This window comes from Klenkia terrae (assembly GCF_900491935.1).
GTDB classification, from domain to species: Bacteria; Actinomycetota; Actinomycetes; order Mycobacteriales; family Geodermatophilaceae; genus Klenkia; species Klenkia terrae.
The window spans coordinates 3,867,063-3,889,195 of sequence record NZ_UEXK01000004.1; the positions used below are offsets into that span (position 1 = coordinate 3,867,063).

Here is a 22,133-nt window from a genome sequence, read left to right on the forward strand (position 1 = left end):
CGGGTTCTGCGCTAAAGTCAACCCGTGTACCGAGACTCCAGCGGCAAGGCGCTGACCGACTACCCACGGCCGTCGGTCGCGGTGGACACCGCGGTGCTGACCGTGCCGCCCGTCGAGGCGTCCCTCGACGTCGTGCTCGTGCGGGCGGACGGCGGCTGGGCGCTGCCCGGGACCTTCCTGCACGAGGGGGAGACGCTCGCCCAGGCCGTGCGGCGGTCCCTCGTGGAGAAGGTCGGGCTGAGCGATCGGTCGCCGCACCAGCTGCAGGTCTTCGACGACCCGGAGCGGGACGACCGCGGATGGGTGCTGAGCGCGGCGCACGTCGACGTCGTCCCGTGGGGCGAGCTGGCGCCGGTGCTGGAGGCCCGCCCGGACGACGTCGTGCACCGGCCCTGCGACGAGGTGCGGGGCCTGGCGTTCGACCACGACACGATCGTCCGGCTGGCAGCAGAGCACGTGCGGGCGCGGTACCGGGAGCGGCCCGACCCGGCCGGGCTGGTGCACGAGCCGTTCACCCTGCGGGAGCTGCGGGTCGTGCACCAGGCCGTGCTGGGCCGGCTGCCGCGGTCGGCGGACACCTTTCGCCGGGCCATGCTGCCGTTGCTGACCGAGGTGCCCGGGGTGCGGGAGGGGACGGTCGGCAAGCCGGCGCAGCTGTACCGGCGGAGCTAGGGGGCGGGGTTGCTGAGCTCGCCAACGCTGCTGGCACCCACGCGCATGTGGGCCCAGATGGCGTGGTCCAGGTCGGTCGCATTCTTCCCGGGGATGAGTTGGGCGGCGGCGTGTACGAGAGCCTCCGCTTTAGCAGCGGACACCCGCCTGCCGACGGCCTTGCTGACGCCGCGGATAACCCAGGTGTCAGCCTTCACGCCAGGCGAGCCGAGCAGCATTCCGAAGTACTTCCATGTCACGACGGCGAGCCCTCGTACCGATGTCCACGCGGCCTTCTGGTCATGGTCGTCGACGCGGACGTCGGCGCCGTGCGCCACACCCACGGCGACCAAGTTCGACGCCGCCTCGACGATGGCCGACGCCTTGGTCCGCCCTGATGTCTTCTGCCTGACGCCAAGGATGTTCGCCAGTGTCTCCGCGTCCTGAGTGCTGAGGGCCGTGAGGTCGTCGACCGACCCCTCGCGGCTCTTCTTGTAGGCATCAACAGCCCTTTGGACTCCGGTCGCCGCGCTCGTGTCCGTGGCCGCGCGCCCGTACCGGGCGCGGATGGAGAGGACGGAGTCGACCAGGGCGGCCTCGATTTGGCCGGGCCTTCCCCCTGGCCATCGGACAGCCGCAGTCAAGACCTCCTTCTGCAGCCACGTGGCCAGCTTCTCGGCGTCGGAGTCCAGGGCGGTCATGTCCGGAGCATCCACCATCCAGCGGCTACCCGAAATGCCGACCGGTGGTGTTCCAACTCGAGCGCCATGGCTGGGGATTGTCTGACCTGTGTGCCAATGTCCGCATCGGTCGTCACGGGGTCGGCCGGCAGGAGGTTCGGCATGGCCGACTATGGCGTCTCAGCGGGGCAGGTGTGCCCGCAGTGCGGGCTGGAGGACGCCGTCCCGGTGGTGATCGGGATGCCGGGCCCCGAGCTCGGGCGGGCCGCGGACCGTGGCCTGGCCGTCCTCGCCGGCTGCGTGGTCGTCGAGGGACGAGGCGCTTTCCACTGCCGGGTGTGCTCGCACGAGTGGGGGTCCATCGACGACCCGACCGCCGACGAGCAGGCGCTCGCCGACCTGCTCGCCGTCGGTTACGACGACGTCGTGCGGGCGCTCGGCACCGGCTGGCGGCAGGTGGGCGACGACGTGGTCAGCCTGACCTGGTTCGTCAGCGGTGAGCCGGCGCAGGTCGCCGTCGGTGTGGGCGCCGGTGTGCTCGTCGTCGGCCCGGCGCGCCCGGACCTCGCCGTCATCGAGGACGAGGGTCGGACGTTCAGCCGGGACGACCTGCTCTGCTCCCCGGAGTGGCTGGTCGCCGCAGCCGACGAGTTCGCGCGCGGACGGCGCCGGAGCTTCCGCTGGTGCCCGACCTGCCGTCGGCCGCACGCACCCGAGGACTTCGCGGCCTACCGCGGGGTCTGCGTGGACTGCGCCCAGCGCCACCACGGGCTGGAGCGGTGAGCGAGCCGCGACGGCGCTGGGTGTCCGGGATGCCGACCCATGCCGAGCTGGAGTCCGTCGACTTCCACCCGGCCGAGGAGCTCCCGCAGGGGCCGATCCCGACCGGCCCGGAGTTCCGGGTGATGAGGTCCATCCTGGGTCTCACCCTCGGTGAGCTCGCCGGCCTAGCCTGCCGGCCCGTGCACTGGGTGGCCGCCATCGAGGGTCGCCGTGTCCCGCTGGCCGACCCCGACGAGCTGACCCTGCACACGGTGCTCATGAAGTCCGGGGTGCGGTGGCACCCGGATCTGGTGGAGGTCGCGAACACGGCCTGGCGGTCTCTCGACGTGCAGGACTGGGCGCAGTTGCTCGACGACACCGGCAGTACGGACATCGCTGACCTCGACGAGATGGCCGGGACCCGGGTGGATATCAGCAATCAGGACGGCGACCTGCTCGTCGTCGGCCTCCACGCCGAGGTGCGGATGGTCTTCCCGTTGGACATCGAGGAGTTCTGGGACGTCGTCGAGGACGTCGCGCGGGCCACCGGGCCAGCTGCATGACCCGCCCGGGTTGGGCGTGCTCCCGGACGGCACGTGCCCCTGCCAAGCTGCCGGGGACGGGGTCGACGACGACGGGGGAACGGCGATGACGGCGCGGATGTACCCGCAGGACCCAGCATTCGCCTCGCCTGCAGAACGGTTGTTCGTGCAGTCGCTCCGGGGCCAGCTGCCCGACGACGCCGTGCTGATCTGCAACCAGCGGTTCACCGACCGCGGTGCCGACCGGGAGGCGGACGTGATCGTGGCCTGGCCCGGTCACGGCGTTGCCGTGCTCGAGGTCAAGGGCGGCAGCGTCTCGTTGCAGGACGGGCAGTGGTGGCAGACCGGTGGCCGCAGCAAGGCCATCCCCCCGGTCGAGCAGGCGCTGAAGTGCAAGTACGCCCCCCGTGACTTCCTCGACCACGCGCCGCGGTGGTCGCGCGGCAACCCCCGCCTCGCCCACCTGGTCGCACTGCCCACGACCACGCTGCCCGACGGCTTCGTCGCCCCGGATGCACCGCGGTGGGCGGTCATCGACAAGACCGAGCTTGACCAAGCCGCTGGACGCATCGCCTCGGCCCTGCGCCGGGCAGAGAACCAGCCGGACGCACCGAGCGCGGACGACGTCGAGCTGCTCGTCGACTGCCTGGTCGGCACGTTGATCCCGCAGGCGGACCTGGTGGCGCAGCTCGGCGAGCGGGAGGCGGCTGTCGAACTGCTCACCAAGGAGCAGGCCCGCTTGCTCGACTTCCTCGAGTCGCACGACCGGGTCGAGATCCGCGGGGGAGCCGGCTCGGGGAAGACCTGGCTGGCCGTCGAGAAGGCCCGGCGGCTGACCGCAGACGGCCAGCGGGTCGCGCTGCTCTGCTACTCCCGCGGGTTGGCCGAGTTCCTGCGACGCCGGGTGGCGACACTGCCGCGCAAGCAGCGGCCGGCCTACGTCGGTGAGTTCCACGAACTGGGCATCGCCTGGGGCGTCGAGCGCGGGCGGGACGACGACGGTGAGTACTGGGAGAGCCGGTTGCCCGAGGAGATGGTCGAGCGCGCGGGCCAGCTGGCTGCGGCCGACCTGTTCGACGCGGTGGTCATCGACGAGGCGCAGGACTTCGACCAGTCCTGGTGGCCGGCCGTCCTGGCGTCGCTCCGGGAGCCCGAGAACGGGTGCCTCTACATCTTCTCCGACGAGGGGCAGCGGGTGTTCATGCGGCACGGCAGCTCGCCGGTGCCGCTGGAGACCTACGACCTCAAGGCCAACCTGCGCAACACCAAGCAGATCGGCGGCACCTTCTCCAGCCTCACCCGGGCCCAGATGACGCTGCTCGGCGGCGAAGGCCTCCCGGTCCGCTTCGTCCCGTGCACCGACGAGGACGCCCTCGAGGTGGCCGACGACGTGGCGGTGGGCCTGCTCGACGCCGGCTGGCCACCGGAGTCGGTCGCGCTGCTCACCACGCTGCGCCGGCACCCCGTGCAGATCGAGCGGCAGGCCGCCGGGCAGGACGCCTACTGGGCGTCGTACTGGGACGACAAGGACCTCTTCTACGGGCACGTCCTGGGCTTCAAGGGGCTCGAGCGGCCGGCGATCGTGCTGGCCATCAACGGCTTCCGGGACGAGCAGCGGGCCCGCGAGATGCTCTACGTCGGGCTGTCCCGGGCGCGCGACCTGCTGGTGGTGTGCGGCGATCCGGAACTCATCCGGCGGGTCGGCGGAGACGCTGTCGCCCACCGCCTTGGTGTCCAGGGATGACCATGGCCGGCGACCGCCAGCCAAGCGTCATCCTGAGCAAGATGGGTCTCTCCCGTGTACGAGTGGAGGTGGCGCGTTGATGACGGAGGTCGACATCGACGAGGGCCTGCTCGACCAGGCCAAGGCGTTGCTGGGCACGACGACCACCGAGGCCACCGTGCACGCGGCGCTGGAGGAGCTGGTAGCGCTTCGGCGCCACGCCGCCGCCCTCGACGAGCTCGCGGGCGTCGAGCTCGACGACCGGGCGACCACGTCCGGTTCGAGGGTGGAAGCGCTTCAAGCCCGGGACTGACGGCGCAGGTCATGCCGCAATGCAGACCACGTGCCCGCGATCGCACGGACGACGTCGTCCGCCGGTTCGTGCTCCCAGAAGCGGAGGACGGTCCAGCCCATGCCCTCCAACTGCGCCGTCACCGAGAGGTCCCGCAGCTGGTTGGTCTCCAGCTTCACCACCCACCACGCCGAGTTCGCCCGGGGATGGTGCAGGTGCTCCGGGCACGAGTGCCAGAAGCACCCGTCGATGAAGATGGCCAACCGGACCCGGGTGAAGGCGATGTCGATCGTCCGCCGGCGTTGGCCCGGCACCGGGTAGGCGACCCGGTACCGAAGGCCGGCCGCGTGCAGCCGGCGCCGCACAGCCAGCTCTGGTCCGTTGTCACGTCTCCGTGTTCTGCGCATCCGCGCCGAGACGACGGCGCTCGACGAGCCGGGGTGCGGCGGGGGCTGTGGGGTGCGGGCCACCTGGGGGACCCTGCCCAGCGATCGACGCAGACGCCAGGGACAGCCGCCGACCTGTGAACGGCGGGCGCAGGTCAGACGGACTGCAGGTCCGCCACCGTCCGGGCCAGTGCCGCGGCCACCGGGGTGCCCGACAGACGTCGAGTGATCACCCCCGACCGCGCGGCAGTACCGGTGAGTGCCGCGCTGCCGCCGATGCGGGTCAGGACCGGCTCAGCTGGGCACGACGGTGATGGGACACCGGGGCCCACCGGACCGGGCCAGGCGCGCATCGGCCGTGACCAGTGGACAGTCCAGCGCCTCGGCCAGAGCGACATAGCTGGCGTCGTACGCCGTGACGGCGTCCCGCAACTGCCAGATGCGGTCCAGCAGCGGGTGGATGGGATGTCGGACCAGCGCCAACCGGGCCCAGGTCCCGAGGCAGGCTTCGGCCGCCGTATGGGTCAGCTGGCGGGAGAGGGCGAGACGGCGGAGGGTCTGAGCTACTTCGGCGTCCGCGAGGTGTGGCACGTGGACCTGGTCGCCGGTGAGCATCGCGCGGGCCGGGCCCGCACGGAGCAGGGCGGCGAGTCCGGCTGAAGCGTCCAGGACCATCACTTCTCGGCGCGGCCCTCGTCGAGATGGGTGACCAGCGTGTCCACCGAGATCCCGGTGTCCGGGAGTGCGTCGAGCAGGCGACCGTTGTCGGCCCGGCGAGACACCATGTCCAGCTCGCGCACCGCCACTGCACTGACCGACGATCGCTCGGCCCGGGCGATGGACTCCAACCGAGTGATGACGTCGTCGGGGACGTTCCGCAAGTACAGCGTGGGCATGTCGCTATGTTCCACGCACGCGTTGCACATAGCAAGCGCTCGGCGCACCATCCGGTCAGGTGTGCGAGCGCCCTCTTCTGGTCACCGCCGACCAGCTGTCCGGCCTGCAGACCCGGATGACCGGGCTGCTCGCGGCCACCCTCACCACCCTGCTCGCGGTCACCGTCGCCGGCTGCGTCGTGCTGTGGCGCTCCGTCGTCGCACCGCTGGGCCGACTGGCCGCGGCCACCCGCGCCGTGGCCGCCGGCGACCTGGCCGCGACGCTGCCGGCCACCGGCGCGCCCGAGATGCGCAGCCTGGCCACCGACGTCACCGCCATGCGCGACCGGCTCGCCGCCGACCTGCACGGCACCCGGCAGGCGCTCGACGCCCTCGCCCAGACCGGGCCGGCGGTCTCCGCGCTGCGCTCGGCGCTGGAACCAGCCGGGGGAGTGATCCCGGGGGTGGTCGTGGCCGCGCGGCTCGACCCGGCCGAGGGCGTGCTCGCCGGCGACTGGTACGACACCGTCGCGCTGTCGGCGACCCGGCTGGCGGTGGTCGTCGGCGACGTCGCCGGCCACGGCCCGGCCAGCGCCGTCTTCGCCCTCCGGCTCAAGCACAGCCTGCTCACCGCGCTGCGGGCCGGCCTCGCGCCCGGCGACGCGCTGGCCACCGTCTGCGGCGAGCTCGCCGACGTCCCGGCCGGTCAGTTCGCCACCGCGTTCGTCGCCGTCCTGGACGCCGGGCGGGGCGTGGTCGAGCACGCCAACGCCGGCCACCCCGCCGGTCAGCTGGTCGCGGCCGGAGGTCGGTGGACCGAGCTGGACACCACCGGCCCGCTGCTGTCCTCGGTGTTCGTGGGCCGGGACTGGACGACGACGACCACCGCGTGGGCGCCCGGCGACCTGCTGCTCGTCCACACCGACGGCGTCACCGAGGCCCGCGATGCCGCCGGCGCGGAGTTCGGCACCGAGGGCATCCACCGGGCGGTCGCGGCCAGTGGCACGGAGGACCCCCACCGCGTGGTGGACGCCGTGGCGGCCACCAGCATGCGGTTCGGCGGCAGCCAGCCGCGCCGCGACGACCACACCGTCGTCTGCCTGCAGCACGTACCGGTCGCGCCCGCCGCCCGGACGTCGTCCGACGTCGGCCGGGACGCGGTCAGCCGGCGCTGAGCCAGGCCTCGACGTCGTCCAGCTGGGCGTGGGTCAGGCCGGTCTCCAGCACGGGTGCGACGACGAGGACGTCGGGGTTGCCGGCCAACCAGGCGGCGGTGTCCTCGGCCTGCATGGCCAGGTCGTCGTCGATCCAGACGGTGCGCCGGCCGGGCTGCTCGGCGACCACGGCCTGGGCGGCGACGAGCTTCCACCAGTTCGGCGCACCGGCCAGGCTGGTGGTGAAGCCCGTCGGGCCCTCGCCGTCGGCGCGCTCGTGCACCCGCAGGCCGCGCGGTAGACCCATCGGGTCGGCCAGCAGCTCGTCCGCGTGGTGCACCCAGGTGGTCAGCCACTGCAGCTCGATCCGGCCGCTGGCGTGCCAGTCGGCCAGCCGCCGGGTGACCGTCGGGTCCCAGGACAGCGTGTAGCCGCGGAACACCCCGCGCTCCCGCCCGGCCACCCCACCGCCGTCCAACGCGTTGAGCACGCCGTCGACGTCGAGCAGGACCAGGGGAGGGTGCACGGTCCCGTCCTACCCTGCTGGCGCTCCCGCCGCCCAGGCAGCACTGTGTGCGGCATGGGGAAGCTGATCGCCGTCGTGCTGGTCCTCGTCGTGCTGGCCCTGGTCGCCCGGACCTACCAGCGCAGCCGGACGCCGACCCGCCCCGCCGTCCGGCGCCGCGACACGTCGTCCGACGGCGGGGGAGCGGTGACCTCGACCGGCTGGTCCGACGGCGGCGCCGACTATGGCTCCGGCCGCAGCCACGGGCACCACGGCTCGGACGGCGGCGCGGACGGCGGTGCCGACNCTCCACCGCGGTGCCGAACCAGCCGATCCCGGCGAGGGCGGCCAGCTCGAGCAGGTAGCCGGGGATGGTCAGGCCGACCACCGGCAGCACCTGCGAGGCGACGACGGCGACCAGCGCGGCCGGCACGAACCAGCGCGGCGTCGTCCCGGCCCGCAGCGCCGCCACCAGGCCGAGGATCCCGCCGAGGGCGATCACCGCGGTCGAGCCCAGGATGGTGGGCAGCAGCAGGTCCAGCCGGCCGTTGAGCGACCCGACCAGCTCGGCACCCTCCGCCGCAGGCAGCACGGCGGGGTCCACGGCAAGCACGAACGGCAGCGCCTCGGCGGTGATGACCAGGCCGAAGACGATTCCGCCCAGGCTGACCAGCAGCGCGGACACGCACGCCAGCACGGAGTGCCGGCCCAGCAGCACGAGGAAGACGGCCGCGGCGACGAACGACACGATGTAGCCCGGGCCGCCCACGTACAGGTTCATCTGCCAGTACCCGGCGCGGGCGGCGTCGGCGACGTCGATGGTGCCGTCGAACGGTCCCTCCCAGATCGTGAACACCAGCCGGGCGACGAGCGAGGCCAGCAGCAGGGCGAGCAGGACGACGGCGCCGCGCGGTGCGGCAGCCGGAGCGTCGACGGGACGGGCGGAGCGGACGGACTGGGACACAGGTGACCTCCGGGGTCGATCGGGTGTCTCCACGCTGGCTCCCGCACGCGCCCGGGCGCATCGGCCCCAACACCTATCTGCAGGTCAGGAGGTGTGCTGCAGCCAGATCCGGGTGGCCTGCACCCGGCGGTTCGTCCCGCCGTCCGCCCGCAGGTCGAGCTTGGCGAACACCGACCGGAGGTGGGCGTCGACGGTGCGCTCGGAGATCACCAGCTGCGCCGCGATCCCGGCGTTGCTCGCGCCGGAGGCCAGCAGACCCAGCACCTCGCTCTCCCGCGCGGTCAGCCCCGGCACCCGGGTCGGCGTCCCCGGCTCGGCGGGTGCGAGCGCGGCGGCCAGCCGTCCGCCGCCCACCCAGGCGCCCCCGACGACGAGCACCGCGAGGACGGCGACCGCGGCGACGGTCAGCGTCGGGCCGAGGTCCACCGCGGGGGCGGCCAGCAGGGTGCCGGCGCCGAGGACGACGAGGACCGCGGTGGCGACCGTCGTCGTCCGCACGACGGCGGGCACGGCCGCGGCGGCGTCCCGCGAGGCGAGCACGGCGCAGCCGGCCGCGCACGTGCTGCCGCCGGCCAGCGCGACGAGGAAGGCGACCGAGCCGAGGGCGGGGTCGACCGCGCCGGGGTCGCGGGCGACGGCCAGCAGCAGGCAGAACAGCACGACCAGGGGCGCGGCGGCCGTGCCGGCGGCGGCGATGCCGAGTCCGGCGCGCGCCGGCCCCTGCGAGGTGAGGGCGGCCCGGCCGAGGCGGACGGGGAGCAGGAGCAGAGCCAGGCCGGCGGCGAGGGTGAGCAGCGCACCGACCGGTGCGGCGGCGGTGCGCCAGGCCTCGGGGGCGATGGTCGCGACCCCGGCGAAGGGGTCGGCGGGGCTGGTCAGCAGCAGGTTGGTCGCGGTGGCGGCAGCGAGCGCGCCGGTGACCACACGGGCGTCCCAGGCGGGGTCGGAGCTGCGGCGGACGGCGGCGGCCGCGGTCAGCTGGGCCAGCAGGAGCGGGGGGATCCAGGCCGATCCCCAGATCGCGACGGCGAGCGCGCTGCCGGACCCGACGGCCCAGGCGGCAGCGGCGAGGTAGGCCAGCAGCGAGGCCGACAGGCAGCGTGCGGAGCGCCGGGCGGCACTGGTCAGCCGGGTGGACGCGACCGCCGTGGCGACCGCCCCGCCGGCCAGCGCGAGGGCGCCGACCGGGTCGGTGGCGAAGCCCTGGTCGCCGTCCCAGCGCAGGGCGGTCAGGGCCAGCACGACGCCCGCCCCGGCCCCGGCGACCAGGACGTCGGGGCGCGCCGTGGGCCGGACATCCATGCGGGGCAGCGTGGTGGACCCGGTGCCGGGCGGCAAGGCCCCTGGCTGCGTGGTCGGCGAGCTGAGGCATGCTGGACGGTCGATCGGCCCGCTCGGGGCCGCAGCACGAGGAGGACGGACATGGCGAAGACAGCTGCCAAGGACGCCAAGAAGGCCGTGAAGAAGGCCGAGTCCCGCTGGGAGAAGCTGCTCAAGAAGGTCAACAGCAGCGACAAGGGCAAGGACCGCAAGCGGGCCAAGAAGGCTGCGAAGAACGCCGAGAAGGCTGCCAAGCAGGCGCGCAAGGCGGCCAAGAAGGCCAAGAAGAAGTGATCTGCCGGTCCCGCCCTCCCGGGGGCGGGACCGTTCACTCCGGCGGGAGGCCCTGGGCCGTGCGGATGCGCGACCGGGTGACCAGCAGCTGCTCGGCCTCGCCGGCGTCGAGCTCGTCGTCGGTGGACAGCTCGATCCGGGCCAGCCCGATCGCCGTCCAGCGGGAGGCCTGGGCCAGGTCGCCAGCGGTCTCGAAGACCTCGGCCATCGCCAGGCAGTCGGAGACGTCGGGCCGGGTGCGCCGCAGCTCGTCGGCGACGGCCTGGGCCTCGTCCCGACGGTCGGACGCCAGCAGGACGGCGGCGATCGAGCACCGCGGGTCCGGGACGGCGCGGCGGCCCTCGACGTCGACCGCGCGGCGGAAGACGGCGATCGCGGCGTCGGTGTCACCGGCGAGGTCCAGATGCCAGCCGGCCTCGGCCAGCAACTCCGCGGTGGACGGTTCGTCGTCGGGGTGCTCCACCTCGGCCCACCCCAGGATCTGCTCCGCCAGCTCGCGGTGGGCGTCGGGGGAGCGGTGGCCCTCGGTGGCCTCGAGGTCGTCGTAGGTCAGGGGCTCGCGCACGCCGACGACAGTACGGAGGGCGTCCCGTCCACAGGCAGGTGCCCGGCGGGTCACTGACCTGCATAGACTCCCGCGAACTGTCGGATGACCACGGGAGCGGACTGTGCGACGAGGTGCGTGGGCGTCGGTGCTCGCGGTGCTGGCGCTGGCCGTGGCCGGCTGCTCGGAGCCGGAGCAGCCGAGCACGAGCCTGCCGACCGCCGTGAGCACGTCTGCGGAGCCGACGTTGGAGGCATTGGGGCCGGCGGATTTCCCGGTGCCGCCGGAGGCGCGTGAGCAGACCGAGGCGGGCGCGATGACGATGGCGACGTACTACCTGGACCTAATCGACCACACGAAGAACGAGGTGGGTACGCCTGCCTTGGATGCGGAGCCACTGCGCGCCCTGAGTGCCGACTGCGATGTCTGCGGGCAGATTGCCGCCAGCTTCGAAAATGGTCAGAGCCTGGGGTATCGGTACAGCGGCACGGAGTTGGATGAGCCGGACTTCGGAACTCTGACCGTTAGCGGTTCCTCTGCGGACGTTCCGTTCACTGTCCAGCAATCGGCGCTCACCGTCACCGGGCCCGATGGTGCTGAGGTGCGTTCCACTCCCGCTGTACTGCTGCGCGGCGGGATGGTCTTCGAATGGGACTCGACCCGACAAGCGTGGGTCGCAACCCAGCTCAACTTGGTCCAAGACACGTGATCCGCCGGGCAACGATCGTGCTCTGCGTCGCGATGGCCGTAGCGTTGCTGAGCGGGACTGCAGCAGCCATCGCGGCCGGAGAAGATTGCGGATACGGCACTTGCCCAGACGCCCCCGAGGTAGCTGCCGGCGATGGCGCGCTCTTCCCGTCCTACTACGAGGAGCGCCCAGGCTCAGTCGACTTCGCGAGCAACGCAGGGCCGGCTGACGCGCCACCGCCGCCATTCGAGTGGCGTCTCAGGACTCCTTGTCAGGCCGACGATGCGAACCAAGGAGGCTGCAACCCAGGTCAGCCCACCTGCGCCGCTCCGCCGGATCGGATCGTCAACTACTACGTGGTGTCCCGGCGCGCGCTGGTGGTCGAGGGGCCGGAGGTCGGTGCGGTCAACGGGAACTGGGCGCTCGTCGGGGCCCGGTGCGTCGACGTCACCGACCTGAACCCCGCACCGACTCCCGAGGAGGTGTTCCGGTACTTCCAGACCCTCCCGCTCCCGCAGCTGACCACCGCCGTCCAGCCGCCCGGCGGCACCGTCCTCGTGGGGCTGCCAACGATCTTCTACACCGACGCGCCGACCGAGCAGGTGTTCACCGTCGACATCCGCGGCTTCGCGGTCGTCATCACCGCGGTCGCCCAGAGCTTCACCTGGCACACCGGCGCCGGCGACGCCGTCGTCACCTCGGACGGTCCGGGCGCCCCGTACCCGGACGAGACGGTCACCTTCGACTACACGTCCGGCAGCTACTCGACCTACCTCACCGTCACCTGGGGCGGCACCTTCACCGTCGACGGCAGCGCTCCGGTCGACGTCGCGGGCACGACCACCACCGACGGGCCCGCCGTCCAGCTGACCGCGGTCGAGGCGCACGCCGTCCTCACGAACCCCTACGACTGACCGCGCCCGCCAAGCGAGGCGTCATCTGACGCCGAGGAACCACAATCGGCGCGGAATGGTGCATGAGCGTCATACGACGCCCAGCGCGGCGGCCACCACCCACCGCGACGAGGCGTCATATGACGCTGAGGCATCAGAACCGCCGCCGAATGGTGCGTGAGCGTCATGTGACGCCCAGCGGCCACGCGGCCACCAAGCTAGCTACGCGTTCAGCTTCTCCCACCGCGCCGCCAACGCACCGCGCCGATCCGCGTTGCCGTGCAGGTCCACGTACCGCATCCCGAAGCCCGCCAGCAACGCGTCGTCCAGCCGCCGCACCGCACCCGGCGGATACCGGTAACCCATCCGCTCCGCGATCGCCGCGTCGTCCGCCGACCGCAGCACCTCGCCCAACTCGACCAACGACGTCACGCCCAGCTCGAGCAGCAGCCCGGAGATCCAGTCGTAGTGGTCCGGCCGAGACCAGCCCGCGTCGGCGTACTGCCCGGCCAGGAAGGCGGCCAGCTCGCGCGGGGCGATGCGCGGGTCGTCGGGGTCCTCGTCGTCCACGGCCGCGGCCGGCGCCGGGGCGCGCAGCCGCTCGCGGATCGCGGTGAACTCCTGGTCGGCCAGCTCCAGCAGCCCGGCGGCCAGGGTGAACCGGCGGTCGAACTCCGAGGCGTGCTCGGCCGGCACCGTGCCCTTGTAGCGGATGTCGTGCTCGAACTCCGCCCACGCGTGCTGCAGCACCGTGCGCACCTGGACCTGCACCCGCCGGTCCACCAGCGCCGGCCACTCACCGGCGCGGGCGGCGTCCAGACCGATCTGCAGGTGCCGGCTGGAGTAGCCGAACCTGCCCTCCCGTGCGGTCTGCGAGCCCAGGTCGCGGTCGTCGTGCACCACGACCTGGTCCCCGAGCAGCTCGGCCACCGCGACCACGTCGCTCTGCACGTAGGTGATCACCCGGACGCCGACCGTGTCGCCGATCTCGGCCGCCGGGTCGGTGTAGATCCGCACGCCGTCCACCTCGCGGGTCGCCTTCTCCGCGAACGACGCCACCGTCTTCGCCCGCCCAGCGACCGACAGGTAGTTGATGCCCGCCTCGTCCAACAGGCCGGTGACCAGCGCGAGCGCCTGCTCGGCGGCGGCCGCCGTCGCCGCGAACCCGTCGGCGTAGGCCTGGATCGCCCGCTGCGCCGGGTCGATCGCCGCGGTGACCGGCGGGCCGGGCTTGAGGTCCGGCGGCAGGGTCGGCGTGACGATCGCACCCTCGGCGGCGCTGCCGTAGGTGGTCACCTCCTCCGGACGGCGGACGGCGACCCACGCGACGTAGGCGCAGACCACCGCGTCGACCTGGTCCTCGACCACCCGCAGCTCGCTCTTGCGGGTCGCGGTCTGCACCGCCGAGCGCAGCGCCACCCAGCTCGGACCCAGGTCCAGCTCCGGCACACCCTCGAGGTGGCCCATGAGCACCAGCAGCTCCGCGCGCAGCCCGTCCACCGTCCGGCCCGGCTTGTTCTTGTACTTCAGCGTCCGGCCCAGCCGGAACAGCGCCACCGTCGCCGCGTGCGGGTAGACCTCGATCGCCCGCCGGTCTCGACCCGACCGCGGGTCCAGGTCCAGCCGCAGCCGCTTGCCCAGCCGGCCGCCCCGGGTGTCGCCGTCGGTGAACTCGGGCTTGCCCTGGTTGGTCGGGTGCGCCCCGGCCTGGAACTTCGCGAAGTCGGCGTTGAGCTCCCGCTCCGCCCGCCGGTTGCCGGTCTCGTTGGGCACCAGCAGCGGCGCGTCGATCGCCACCACGCACGGGCCCGCGGTGAACGGGTCCAGCGCGGCGACGATCTCGTCGTCGGTGCGGACGGCGCTCACGTGCAGCAGCCGGCCGCCGTCGTCCAGGACGGCGAGGCCCGTCGGGTTCTTGAAGCCCCAGGCGAGGTCGATCCCGATGAGGTGCACGGGCACAGCCTGCCCTGTGCGACCTACCGACCCGCGGACGCCCGGCCCGCCTGCCACTGCCGGACCCAGGCCCGGCCGTAGTCGTTGCCGTGCGGGGTGCGCAGCACGGTGTGGATGTGGAAGGGCTTGGGCGTCCGGTAGTCCAGGAACACGCCGCAGTGGTGGTCCAGCTCGGCGATCAGGACGGGGGACTGCAGCCGGGAGTAGAAGACGTCGCCGTCGGCGTGCCCGCCGATCCAGCTGAACGTCGTCTCGTCCCAGTGCTCCTGCACCTCGCGGAGCTTCGCCGCCCGCGGACCCTCCGGGAGCAGGGCCAGCGCCCGGGCGGCGACGGCGAGCGCCGCCTCCTGCGCGGCCTGCGGCAGGTCGGCGACCCGGACGCCCTCGACCGGGATCACCCGGTTGTCCTGGAACGCCCCGCCCAGGTGCCGCTCGTCGCCGGGGTGCACCCGGCCCTCGGGCATGGCCGGGTCGACCATCTCCGCGTAGACCGTCGCGGCGGCCCGCTGCTCGGGCGTCATCCCGGCCATCACCGCCCGGTTGGCGGCGATCCGGTCGGCGAAGGAGCCGGTGCCGGCGTGCGGGCCCTCGTCGATGACATCGGGCTCCGCGCCCAGGAACACCGGGGAGACGACCATCCGGCCCTCGACCACCAGGCAGTTGACCGCGCAGTGGTGGCCGTAGAGCTGCCAGCCCCAGGGCGCCCGCAGGTCGGGCTCGCCGTAGAGGGCGATGTTGTAGCTGAACTCGTTGAGCACGGTGGGCAGCCCGACGACCTCGCCGAGGAAGCCGTTGATCAGCATCATCGCGTGCGCCTGCTCGTACCCCTCCGGGGACAGCGAGGCCGCCATCATCGCGAGCGCGGCCTCCCGGACGGCGACCGGCTGGAACTCCAGCCGCAGGCCGGTGTCGAACTGCATGAACTCCGGGTTGGCCCAGGTCTGCCACTCCACGGCGTCCACCTCGTGGGTCACCCGGGACCGGTCGTCGTCGTCCAGCAGGCCGAGCAGGGCGTGCGCCGCGTCGACCATCGCGGCCACCGGCGCCTCCTCGCCGGGCCGGGCGGGCTCCAGGGGGTACAGGCCCTCGCGCAGGGTGCCGTCCTCGGTGATGCCGCGGAACGGCGACCGGTAGAGCGGCGTCCAGCCCTCGACCAGGCCGCCGGTGAACGTGCCCGGCGTCCGGGCGTGGTCGCGGTAGTCGTAGGGGTCCAGGCCGGCGACCTCGGCGATGCGGGGGTGGCCGGACGGGAAGAGGTACTGGCGGAACTCGGACATCGTCGTCCCCTTCACTCGTTGTGCCGGGCGACGGCAGCCCGGACGGCGGCCTCGTCGCCGGCGGCGATCGCCTCGACGAGGTCGTGGTGCACCTGCACGCGATGCTGGCGGTAGGCCGGGTCGACGTCGTCCGGGCGGACCTCGGCGGCGTCGAGCTGGCCGAGCGTGGCGGTGTAGACCGCCCGGGCCGTGGCGTTGGGGCAGGCCGCGGCGATCCGCTCGTGCAGCGTCCAGTTGGCGTGCAGGAACGACGGCCAGTCGGGGGCCTCGGTCAGGACGGCGAGCAGCGCGCGCAGCTCGGCGATGTCGGCCTCGGTGCGGCACCGGGCGGCGCCCACGTCGACGAGCACCTCGAGGTGCTCGCGCAGCTCCACGGCGTCGGCGACCGCGGCCGGGTCGTCGGCGACGGTGAGCAGGGTGTGCCGCATCCGGACGACCGGCCCGCGGTCGGCGGCGAACAACCCACCCCCGCGGCCGGGCCGGATCTGCAGCAGCCCGCGGTCGCGCAGCAGCCGGACGGCCTCGCTGACCGTGGAGTAGGCGTACCCGGTCTCCGCGCGCAGCGACTCGATGGTGCCGACCGGGTCGCCCGGGGACGCCGTCGCCAGCCGCTCGCCGAGGTCGGCGGCCAGCTGCTCGGCGCGGGTCCGGACGCCTTGTCCCGGTGCGGTCCGCTGTGCCATGGTCGCAGTGAATCGCAAACCCCCGAACCTTTCAAGGGTTCAGATCGGCAGAGGTGGACGGATGAGACTCGTGGGCATCGCGCGGGACGGCGGCGTCGTCGCCGGCTCCCTCGCCGACGACGGCGGTACGGTGCGGGAGATCGCCCCGCTGGCCGACTTCTGGGCCGACCCGGCCCGGCACCTGGCCGCCGAGCCGACCGGTGACCCCCGGCCGGTGGGCGAGGTCGAGCTGGTGCCGCCGGTGCTGCCCGGCGCGCGGGTGATCTGCATCGGGCTGAACTACCTCAAGCACATCGCGGAGGGCTCCTTCAGCGGCGAGCCGCTGCCCGAGCACCCCACGCTGTTCGCCCGCTGGACCGCCTCGCTGACCGTGGGCGACGCCGAGGTGCCGGTGCCGGTCGACGAGGACGGGCTGGACTGGGAGGGCGAGGTCGTCGCCTGGGTGGGGGAGACCCTGGTCGACGCCACCCCGGAGCAGGCGCTGGCCGCCGTCGTCGGGTACTCGACATTCAACGACATCACCGCCCGCCGGGCGCAGAAGCTGACCAGCCAGTGGATCCTCGGCAAGAACGCCGACCGGTCCGGGCCGTTGGGCCCGATGGTGCCGGCCGCCGAGGTCGGCGACCTCCGCGACGGGCTGCGGGTGCAGACCCGGGTCAACGGCGAGACCGTGCAGGACGGCAGGACCGACCAGATGGTCTACGGCGTGGGGGAGACCCTGGCGCTGGTGTCCCGCACGATGACGCTGCACCCGGGCGACCTGCTGGCCACCGGGACCCCGTCCGGCGTGGGCTACGCCCGGACGCCGCCGTGGCTGCTGCAGCCCGGCGACGTCGTGGAGGTGGAGGTCGACCGGCTCGGCGTCCTGCGCACCACCGTCGTCGCGGGCGACCGCCGGACCGCCTGACCCCACCTCGGCCCACCGGCCCAGGGCGCACAGGTCCTCCCGGCGGGGAGCACCCGCGACAACGAGGTTCCCGGCCCTCTGTGCACCACCAGAACGCCGGAAACCCCGTTGTCGGCTGAGCGCGCGACGGCCAGCAGCGCCCCCGGTCACCCGGGAGGAGGAGGGCCGGTCAACGGGCAGGCACCCGCTGCCGAACACCTCTGCGTGCAGGACCCCGCGCAGACAGGTGCGGCCACGCCCCGGGTGATGGCCGAGACGCTGGCTGTCCTCTTCACGGCCGGGACCGTGGTGGGCCTGCTGGTCGCCCTCGGCACCGAGCTGGACGACGTCCGCCGGTGGCTGGTGGTCGGCATCCTGACGTGCACCGGGGGCTCCGCGCTCGGTCTGGTCGTGGCCGGCCGGCGGGTTCCGCGGGTGGTGCTGCAGGCGCTGGTCGGGGGGTCGGCGGTGCTGATCGCGCTCGCCGTGCTGGTGCCGGTCGACGCGTTGTCGGCGGTCGCGCTCGCCTGCCTGCTCGCCTTCGTCGTGGTCGACTCCTGCTACTTCTTCTCCCGCCGGTTCGCCGTCGGGCACGTGCTGGGCGGGTTCGTCGTCATCGACAGCGCCCTCCTGCTGCGCGGGGACGTCGCGGCGGGGACCGTGCTGGCGCTGAACACGATCATGGTCGCCCTGGCCGTCGTCACCCACCGGCTGGCCGTGCGCGCCTCGGGTGCGAGCTCGGACCCGCTGACCGGCCTGCCCAACCGCCGCGCCTTCGACGACGCCCTGCAGGACTTGGTCCGGGACGGTGGGACGGCGTCGGTCGCCCTGCTGGACCTCGACCACTTCAAGGAGATCAACGACACCGCCGGCCACGAGGCCGGTGACCGGGTGTTGCTGCGGGTGGCCGAGGTCCAGCTGCCCCCGGGGGCGCTGCTGGCCCGGCACGGCGGGGACGAGTTCGCCCTGCTGCTCCCCGGCCGCGGCGGCGAGGAGGCGGTCGTCGAGGTCTGGCGGCTCTGCGACCGGCTGGTCGACACCGGCCTGTCCTGCGGCGTCGCGCAGTTGCACGCCGGGGAGTCCGCCGCCCAGCTCATGCGGCGGGCCGACGGCGCGCTCTACGCCGCCAAGGCGGCCGGCCGCGGTCGGGTCGAGCTGGCGTCGGCCGCCCGGGTCGCGTCGTGAGGCGCCGTCGCGCCCCCGAGGTGGCCACCCCGCGCGTGATGGCCTCGACGCTGTCGCTGTTCTACGTGCTGGGCGGGACCAGCGGCCTGCTGGCGGTGCTGGGCAGCGCCCCGGACCAGCCGCGCCGGTGGGCCGTCGTGGCCATCGCGGTGTCCGCCGTCCTCTCCGGCGCCGCGCTGCACCGGTGGGGCGCCCGCTGCCCGCGGGCCTTCTTCCACCTGCCGGTCGCCGTCGCCAGCCTGCTCATCGCCCTGGCCGCGTTCCTGGCCCCGGATCCGGTCACCGCCCTGGCCGTCGGCGCGATCATGATGTTCGTCGGGGTGGACGCGTTCTTCTACTTCGCCCTCCTCGAGGGCCTGGCCCAGCTAGCCCTCGCCGTCGGGGCGGTCACGGTGGCCCTCCTGCTGCGCGGCGGCCTGCCCACCACCACGGTGCTCGCGCTGGGCGTCGTCGTGGTCGCGGTGGGCGTGGTGACCGGCCGGCTGGTCGCCCGGGCCTCGGTCGCCGGCGTCGACGGGCTGACCGGGCTGGCCAACCGCCGCGGGTTCGACGAGGCGCTGCAGGAGCTCCTGCGCCCGGGCGTCGTCCTCAGCGCGGCCCTGCTCGACCTCGACCACTTCAAGGAGATCAACGACACCGGCGGGCACGCCGCCGGCGACGAGGTGCTGCGCCGGGTCGCCCGGGCCTGGCGGCGCGCGCTGCCGGCCGGATCCGTGCTGGCCCGGCACGGCGGCGACGAGTTCGCGCTGCTGCTGCCCGGGCGCACCGGACCCGAGGCGCTGGCCCTGGTCGACCGGCTGCGCGACCTGCACCCGGACGTCGGGATGTCCTGCGGGGTGGCCCAGCACCGGCCGCGGGACACCGCCGCCCAGCTCATGCGCCGGGCCGACCAGGCGCTGTACACCGCCAAGGCCGCCGGTCGCGGCCGGGCTGCGCTGGCCACCGAGCCCCGGGAGTCCGCACAGCGCTAGGGCTGTCGGTCAACAGGATCGTCACCCGGGCATGGCACCGTGTCCGCGTGCCACCCAGCCGAGTCCGCGTCCCGAGCGTCAAGGACATCCCGGTCGCCCCGCCGCCCGGGCCCCAGGACGCCGTCGACCCCCGCAGCGCCGAGCACGCCCGGCTGGCCGAGTCCACCGACCAGTCCGCGCCCTGGCGCATGTGGGGTCCCTACCTCGCCGGTCGCCAGTGGGGCACCGTCCGCGAGGACTACTCCGCGAGCGGCGACGCCTGGGCCGGGTTCCCGTTCGACCACGCCGTCGCCCGCGCCTACCGCTGGGGCGAGGACGGCCTGGGCGGGTTCTGCGACCGCTACGGCTTCCTCAACTTCTCCGTCGCGATGTGGAACGGCAAGGACCCGATCCTCAAGGAGCGGCTGTTCGGGCTGACCAACGACGAGGGCAACCACGGCGAGGACGCCAAGGAGCACTGGTGGGCCGTCGACGGCACCCCCACGCACTCCTGGGTGCAGTGGCTCTACCGCTACCCGCAGGCCGAGTACCCCTACGCCAAGCTGCGCGAGGAGAACAAGAAGCGCTCGCGCATGGAGCGGGAGTACGAGCTGTCCGACACCGGCGTCCTGGACGAGGACCGGTTCTTCGACGTCCAGGTCAGCTATGCCAAGGCCGCCCCCGACGACATCTGCATCACCGTCACCGCCACCAACCACGGCCCGGACCCGGCGCCGCTGCACCTGCTGCCGCAGGTCTGGTTCCGCAACACCTGGTCGTGGGGGCGGGACAAGCGGCAGGGCCACCTGACCCAGCTGCTCGCGCCCACCCTGACGGCGTCCGGGCTGGAGGCCGTCGAGGCCGAGCACGGCTTCCTCGGCCGCTACGTGCTCGCCGCCGAGGGCGCCCCCAAGGTGCTGTGCTGCGACAACGAGACCGACTCGGTGACCCTGTTCGGCGACCGGCGCAACGCCAGCAAGTACCCGAAGGACGGCATCAACCGCCGGGTGGTGCACGGCGACAAGTCCGCGATCAACCCCAGCGACTCGGGCACCAAGGCCGCGTTCTGGTACAGCTGGGACGCCGTCGCCCCCGGCGAGACGGTGACCGTCAAGCTCCGGCTGACCACCGACGAGCCGGTCGACGGCATGTTCGCCGAGTCCTTCGACGAGGTGTTCGCCGAGCGCAAGGCCGAGGCCGACGCCTTCTACGCCACGGTGATCCACCCGGGCCTGTCCGACGACGACCGGCACGTGGCCCGCCGCGCCTACGCCGGGCTGCTGTGGACCAAACAGCTCTACCGCTTCGACGTCTCCCAGTGGCTGGACGGCGACCCCGACGTCCCGGCCCCCGCCGACCGCGCGCAGAAGGGACGCCGGAACACGACCTGGCGGCACGTGGCGCTGGCCGACGTGATCTCGATGCCCGACGAGTGGGAGTACCCCTGGTTCGCCGCCTGGGACACCGCCTTCCACACGATCCCGCTGGCGCACGTCGACCCCGACTTCGCCAAGGAGCAGCTCGTGCTCATGTGCCGCGAGTGGGCGATGCACCCCAACGGCCAGCTGCCCGCCTACGAGTGGGCCTTCGGCGACGTCAACCCGCCGGTGCACGCCTGGGCGGCCTGGCACGTCTACCGGATCGACGGCTACCGGGACCGGGAGTTCCTGGTCCGGGTGTTCACCAAGCTGCTGCTGAACTTCTCCTGGTGGGTCAACCGCAAGGACGCCGACGGGTCCAACGTCTTCGAGGGCGGCTTCCTCGGGATGGACAACATCGCGCTGTTCGACCGGTCGGCGCCGCTGCCCCCGGGGTACCGGCTGGAGCAGTCCGACGCGACGAGCTGGATGGCGTTCTACTGCCAGCAGATGTTCAAGATCGCCCTGGAGCTGTCCCGCTACGACAAGGCGTGGGACGGCACGGCGACCAAGTTCCTCGAGCACTTCCTGTCCATCGCCGAGGCGATGAACGCGTTCGGCTCCAACGAGGTGTCGCTGTGGGACGAGGAGGACGGCTTCTTCTACGACGTCCTGGTCGCCCCCGACGGCGCCGCGCAGCCGATGCGGGTGCGCTCGATGGTCGGCCTGCTGCCGATCCTCGGGGTCACCGAGGTGCCGCACTGGATCACCCAGGAGGTCCCTGACGTCACCGAGCGGCTGCGCTGGCTGCAGCGCCGTCGTCCCGAGCTGGTCGCGCCGCTGCGCAGCCGCTCGGCGCCCGAGGGCCGCAAGATGCTGCTGTCGCTGGTGGACAAGGACCGGCTGCGCCGGATCCTCACCCGGATGTTCGACACCGAGGAGTTCCTCTCCCCGTTCGGCATCCGCTCGCTGAGCAAGTCCACCGGTGAGGTGATCGCCAAGGTCGGCGGCCGGGACGCCCGGATCGAGTACGAGCCGGGGGAGTCGCGGACGGCGCTGTTCGGCGGCAACTCCAACTGGCGCGGGCCGGTCTGGTTCCCGGTGAACGTGCTGCTGGCGGACAAGCTGCGCACGCTGGGCCGGTTCTACGGCGACACGTTCACCATCGAGCTGCCCACCGGGTCGGGCAACCACTGCACGCTGGTGGACGCCGCGGACCTGATCGACAACGGGCTGACCGCGCTGTTCCGCCCGGTCGACGGCAAGCGGCCGGCCGACGGCGACCGGATCGAGGCCTCGGACTCCCCGCTGTGGCGCGAGCACCCGACGTTCAGCGAGTTCTTCGACGGCGACACCGGCGAAGGCCTGGGCGCCACCCACCAGACCGGCTGGACGGCGCTGGTCGCCCACCTGCTCAACCCCCGGCTGCCCCCGGACCCGCGCTGGTCGTAGGTCGCAGACTCCCGCCGTCCAGGCAGATTCCCGCCCTGCAGGGCGACAGGATCCCTGGACGCCGTGAGTCCGCTGCGGCCCCCGGCCGGGTGATGGTGGATGGCGGCGGGGGCGGT

General features: G+C 73.3%; 23 protein-coding genes. 13 read left to right on the plus strand and 10 right to left on the minus strand.

Annotated elements, in window-relative coordinates; all coding sequences use genetic code 11:
* The first annotated feature begins 24 nt into the window (after window positions 1–24).
* Window positions 25–672 (plus strand): NUDIX hydrolase, encoded by a 648-nt coding sequence (locus LFA75_RS19220; protein ID WP_225235201.1) that lies wholly within the window; start codon window positions 25–27, stop codon window positions 670–672.
* Here LFA75_RS19220 and LFA75_RS19225 read toward each other — a convergent pair.
* A complete protein-coding gene (locus tag LFA75_RS19225) occupies window positions 669–1,352 on the minus strand; it encodes an HhH-GDP family DNA glycosylase (RefSeq protein WP_225235202.1) in 684 nt (227 codons plus the stop codon). The genes LFA75_RS19220 and LFA75_RS19225 overlap by 4 nt on opposite strands.
* Before the next feature lie 141 nt (window positions 1,353–1,493).
* Here LFA75_RS19225 and LFA75_RS19230 point away from each other — a divergent pair, with 141 nt between their 5' ends.
* The 4 genes from LFA75_RS19230 to LFA75_RS19245 all read left to right on the plus strand — a co-directional run bounded on the left by LFA75_RS19230 (window position 1,494) and on the right by LFA75_RS19245 (window position 4,671).
* Complete coding sequence (locus LFA75_RS19230) at window positions 1,494–2,114, plus strand: hypothetical protein (protein ID WP_225235203.1); 621 nt, start codon at window positions 1,494–1,496, stop codon at window positions 2,112–2,114.
* Window positions 2,111–2,656, plus strand: coding sequence for a hypothetical protein (locus tag LFA75_RS19235; RefSeq protein WP_225235204.1), 546 nt, complete (start codon window positions 2,111–2,113; stop codon window positions 2,654–2,656). Before LFA75_RS19230 ends, LFA75_RS19235 begins: the two co-directional genes overlap by 4 nt.
* Before the next feature lie 97 nt (window positions 2,657–2,753).
* The gene (locus tag LFA75_RS19240; RefSeq protein WP_225236089.1) at window positions 2,754–4,379 is read left to right on the plus strand and encodes a nuclease-related domain-containing DEAD/DEAH box helicase; all 1,626 of its coding nucleotides are present in this window, start codon (window positions 2,754–2,756) and stop codon (window positions 4,377–4,379) included.
* Between the two features lie 79 nt (window positions 4,380–4,458).
* Window positions 4,459–4,671 (plus strand): type II toxin-antitoxin system VapB family antitoxin, encoded by a 213-nt coding sequence (locus tag LFA75_RS19245; RefSeq protein ID WP_225235205.1) that lies wholly within the window; start codon window positions 4,459–4,461, stop codon window positions 4,669–4,671.
* Here LFA75_RS19245 and LFA75_RS19250 read toward each other — a convergent pair.
* The 3 genes from LFA75_RS19250 to LFA75_RS19260 all read right to left on the minus strand — a co-directional run bounded on the left by LFA75_RS19250 (window position 4,656) and on the right by LFA75_RS19260 (window position 5,932).
* Complete coding sequence (locus tag LFA75_RS19250) at window positions 4,656–5,057, minus strand: very short patch repair endonuclease (RefSeq protein WP_225236090.1); 402 nt, start codon at window positions 5,055–5,057, stop codon at window positions 4,656–4,658. The two genes, LFA75_RS19245 and LFA75_RS19250, sit on opposite strands and share 16 nt — an antisense overlap.
* 273 nt (window positions 5,058–5,330) lie before the next feature.
* On the minus strand, window positions 5,331–5,711 hold the full coding sequence (locus LFA75_RS19255) for a type II toxin-antitoxin system VapC family toxin (protein WP_225236091.1): 381 nt from the start codon (window positions 5,709–5,711) through the stop codon (window positions 5,331–5,333).
* Complete coding sequence (locus tag LFA75_RS19260; protein ID WP_225235206.1) at window positions 5,711–5,932, minus strand: antitoxin; 222 nt, start codon at window positions 5,930–5,932, stop codon at window positions 5,711–5,713. Before LFA75_RS19260 ends, LFA75_RS19255 begins: the two co-directional genes overlap by 1 nt.
* Before the next feature lie 59 nt (window positions 5,933–5,991).
* Between LFA75_RS19260 and LFA75_RS19265 the strand changes: the two genes are divergently transcribed.
* A complete protein-coding gene (locus tag LFA75_RS19265; RefSeq protein WP_225235207.1) occupies window positions 5,992–7,086 on the plus strand; it encodes a SpoIIE family protein phosphatase in 1,095 nt (364 codons plus the stop codon).
* Here the strand turns inward: LFA75_RS19265 and LFA75_RS19270 are convergent.
* Both LFA75_RS19270 and LFA75_RS19275 read right to left on the minus strand, forming a co-directional pair.
* On the minus strand, window positions 7,073–7,591 hold the full coding sequence (locus LFA75_RS19270; protein ID WP_225235208.1) for an HAD domain-containing protein: 519 nt from the start codon (window positions 7,589–7,591) through the stop codon (window positions 7,073–7,075). The two genes, LFA75_RS19265 and LFA75_RS19270, sit on opposite strands and share 14 nt — an antisense overlap.
* Before the next feature lie 1,027 nt (window positions 7,592–8,618).
* The gene (locus tag LFA75_RS19275; RefSeq protein ID WP_225235209.1) at window positions 8,619–9,836 is read right to left on the minus strand and encodes a helix-turn-helix transcriptional regulator; all 1,218 of its coding nucleotides are present in this window, start codon (window positions 9,834–9,836) and stop codon (window positions 8,619–8,621) included.
* 120 nt (window positions 9,837–9,956) lie between these two features.
* On the opposite strand from LFA75_RS19275, the gene LFA75_RS19280 reads away from it, so the two are divergent.
* Complete coding sequence (locus tag LFA75_RS19280; RefSeq protein WP_225235210.1) at window positions 9,957–10,148, plus strand: hypothetical protein; 192 nt, start codon at window positions 9,957–9,959, stop codon at window positions 10,146–10,148.
* Window positions 10,149–10,182: 34 nt separating this feature from the next.
* On the opposite strand, the gene LFA75_RS19285 is transcribed toward LFA75_RS19280, so the two are convergent.
* Window positions 10,183–10,713 (minus strand): hypothetical protein, encoded by a 531-nt coding sequence (locus LFA75_RS19285; protein ID WP_225235211.1) that lies wholly within the window; start codon window positions 10,711–10,713, stop codon window positions 10,183–10,185.
* A 127-nt stretch (window positions 10,714–10,840) separates the two neighbouring features.
* Here LFA75_RS19285 and LFA75_RS19290 point away from each other — a divergent pair, with 127 nt between their 5' ends.
* Entirely contained in the window at window positions 10,841–11,401 is a 561-nt protein-coding gene (locus tag LFA75_RS19290; RefSeq protein WP_225235212.1) for a hypothetical protein, read from the plus strand.
* 335 nt (window positions 11,402–11,736) lie between these two features.
* Window positions 11,737–12,294: a hypothetical protein gene (locus LFA75_RS19295; protein WP_225235213.1), complete on the plus strand. Its 558-nt coding sequence runs from the start codon at window positions 11,737–11,739 to the stop codon at window positions 12,292–12,294.
* A 201-nt stretch (window positions 12,295–12,495) separates the two neighbouring features.
* Here the strand turns inward: LFA75_RS19295 and LFA75_RS19300 are convergent, their stop codons facing one another.
* The 3 genes from LFA75_RS19300 to LFA75_RS19310 are packed head-to-tail and all read right to left on the minus strand — an operon-like array spanning window position 12,496 to window position 16,186.
* On the minus strand, window positions 12,496–14,226 hold the full coding sequence (locus tag LFA75_RS19300; RefSeq protein ID WP_225235214.1) for a DUF429 domain-containing protein: 1,731 nt from the start codon (window positions 14,224–14,226) through the stop codon (window positions 12,496–12,498).
* A 23-nt stretch (window positions 14,227–14,249) separates the two neighbouring features.
* A complete protein-coding gene (locus LFA75_RS19305; protein WP_225235215.1) occupies window positions 14,250–15,503 on the minus strand; it encodes a DUF3500 domain-containing protein in 1,254 nt (417 codons plus the stop codon).
* Between the two features lie 11 nt (window positions 15,504–15,514).
* Window positions 15,515–16,186, minus strand: a complete 672-nt coding sequence (locus LFA75_RS19310) for a FadR/GntR family transcriptional regulator (RefSeq protein WP_225235216.1) — start codon at window positions 16,184–16,186, stop codon at window positions 15,515–15,517.
* Between the two features lie 61 nt (window positions 16,187–16,247).
* On the opposite strand from LFA75_RS19310, the gene LFA75_RS19315 reads away from it, so the two are divergent.
* The 4 genes from LFA75_RS19315 (at window position 16,248) to LFA75_RS19330 (ending at window position 22,017) form a co-directional block, all read left to right on the plus strand.
* Window positions 16,248–17,093, plus strand: a complete 846-nt coding sequence (locus LFA75_RS19315; protein ID WP_225235217.1) for a fumarylacetoacetate hydrolase family protein — start codon at window positions 16,248–16,250, stop codon at window positions 17,091–17,093.
* Between the two features lie 246 nt (window positions 17,094–17,339).
* Window positions 17,340–18,257, plus strand: a complete 918-nt coding sequence (locus LFA75_RS19320; RefSeq protein WP_225235218.1) for a GGDEF domain-containing protein — start codon at window positions 17,340–17,342, stop codon at window positions 18,255–18,257.
* Complete coding sequence (locus tag LFA75_RS19325) at window positions 18,254–19,228, plus strand: GGDEF domain-containing protein (RefSeq protein ID WP_225235219.1); 975 nt, start codon at window positions 18,254–18,256, stop codon at window positions 19,226–19,228. The genes LFA75_RS19320 and LFA75_RS19325 overlap by 4 nt, the downstream gene beginning before the upstream one ends.
* A gap of 47 nt (window positions 19,229–19,275) precedes the next feature.
* A complete protein-coding gene (locus tag LFA75_RS19330; protein ID WP_225235220.1) occupies window positions 19,276–22,017 on the plus strand; it encodes an MGH1-like glycoside hydrolase domain-containing protein in 2,742 nt (913 codons plus the stop codon).
* The last annotated feature ends 116 nt before the right edge of the window (window positions 22,018–22,133 follow it).

What these genes read in the sequence shown, in the direction of transcription:
- LFA75_RS19225 (WP_225235202.1), bottom strand. Translation starts at nt 1,352, where the DNA reads ATGACCGCCCTGGACTCCGACGCCGAGAAGCTGGCCACGTGGCTGCAG.
- LFA75_RS19230 (WP_225235203.1), top strand. Translation starts at nt 1,494, where the DNA reads ATGGCCGACTATGGCGTCTCAGCGGGGCAGGTGTGCCCGCAGTGCGGG.
- LFA75_RS19240 (WP_225236089.1), top strand. Translation starts at nt 2,754, where the DNA reads ATGTACCCGCAGGACCCAGCATTCGCCTCGCCTGCAGAACGGTTGTTC.
- LFA75_RS19245 (WP_225235205.1), top strand. Translation starts at nt 4,459, where the DNA reads ATGACGGAGGTCGACATCGACGAGGGCCTGCTCGACCAGGCCAAGGCG.
- LFA75_RS19250 (WP_225236090.1), bottom strand. Translation starts at nt 5,057, where the DNA reads ATGCGCAGAACACGGAGACGTGACAACGGACCAGAGCTGGCTGTGCGG.
- LFA75_RS19255 (WP_225236091.1), bottom strand. Translation starts at nt 5,711, where the DNA reads ATGGTCCTGGACGCTTCAGCCGGACTCGCCGCCCTGCTCCGTGCGGGC.
- LFA75_RS19260 (WP_225235206.1), bottom strand. Translation starts at nt 5,932, where the DNA reads ATGCCCACGCTGTACTTGCGGAACGTCCCCGACGACGTCATCACTCGG.
- LFA75_RS19275 (WP_225235209.1), bottom strand. Translation starts at nt 9,836, where the DNA reads ATGGATGTCCGGCCCACGGCGCGCCCCGACGTCCTGGTCGCCGGGGCC.
- LFA75_RS19280 (WP_225235210.1), top strand. Translation starts at nt 9,957, where the DNA reads ATGGCGAAGACAGCTGCCAAGGACGCCAAGAAGGCCGTGAAGAAGGCC.
- LFA75_RS19305 (WP_225235215.1), bottom strand. Translation starts at nt 15,503, where the DNA reads ATGTCCGAGTTCCGCCAGTACCTCTTCCCGTCCGGCCACCCCCGCATC.
- LFA75_RS19310 (WP_225235216.1), bottom strand. Translation starts at nt 16,186, where the DNA reads ATGGCACAGCGGACCGCACCGGGACAAGGCGTCCGGACCCGCGCCGAG.
- LFA75_RS19315 (WP_225235217.1), top strand. Translation starts at nt 16,248, where the DNA reads ATGAGACTCGTGGGCATCGCGCGGGACGGCGGCGTCGTCGCCGGCTCC.
- LFA75_RS19320 (WP_225235218.1), top strand. Translation starts at nt 17,340, where the DNA reads ATGGCCGAGACGCTGGCTGTCCTCTTCACGGCCGGGACCGTGGTGGGC.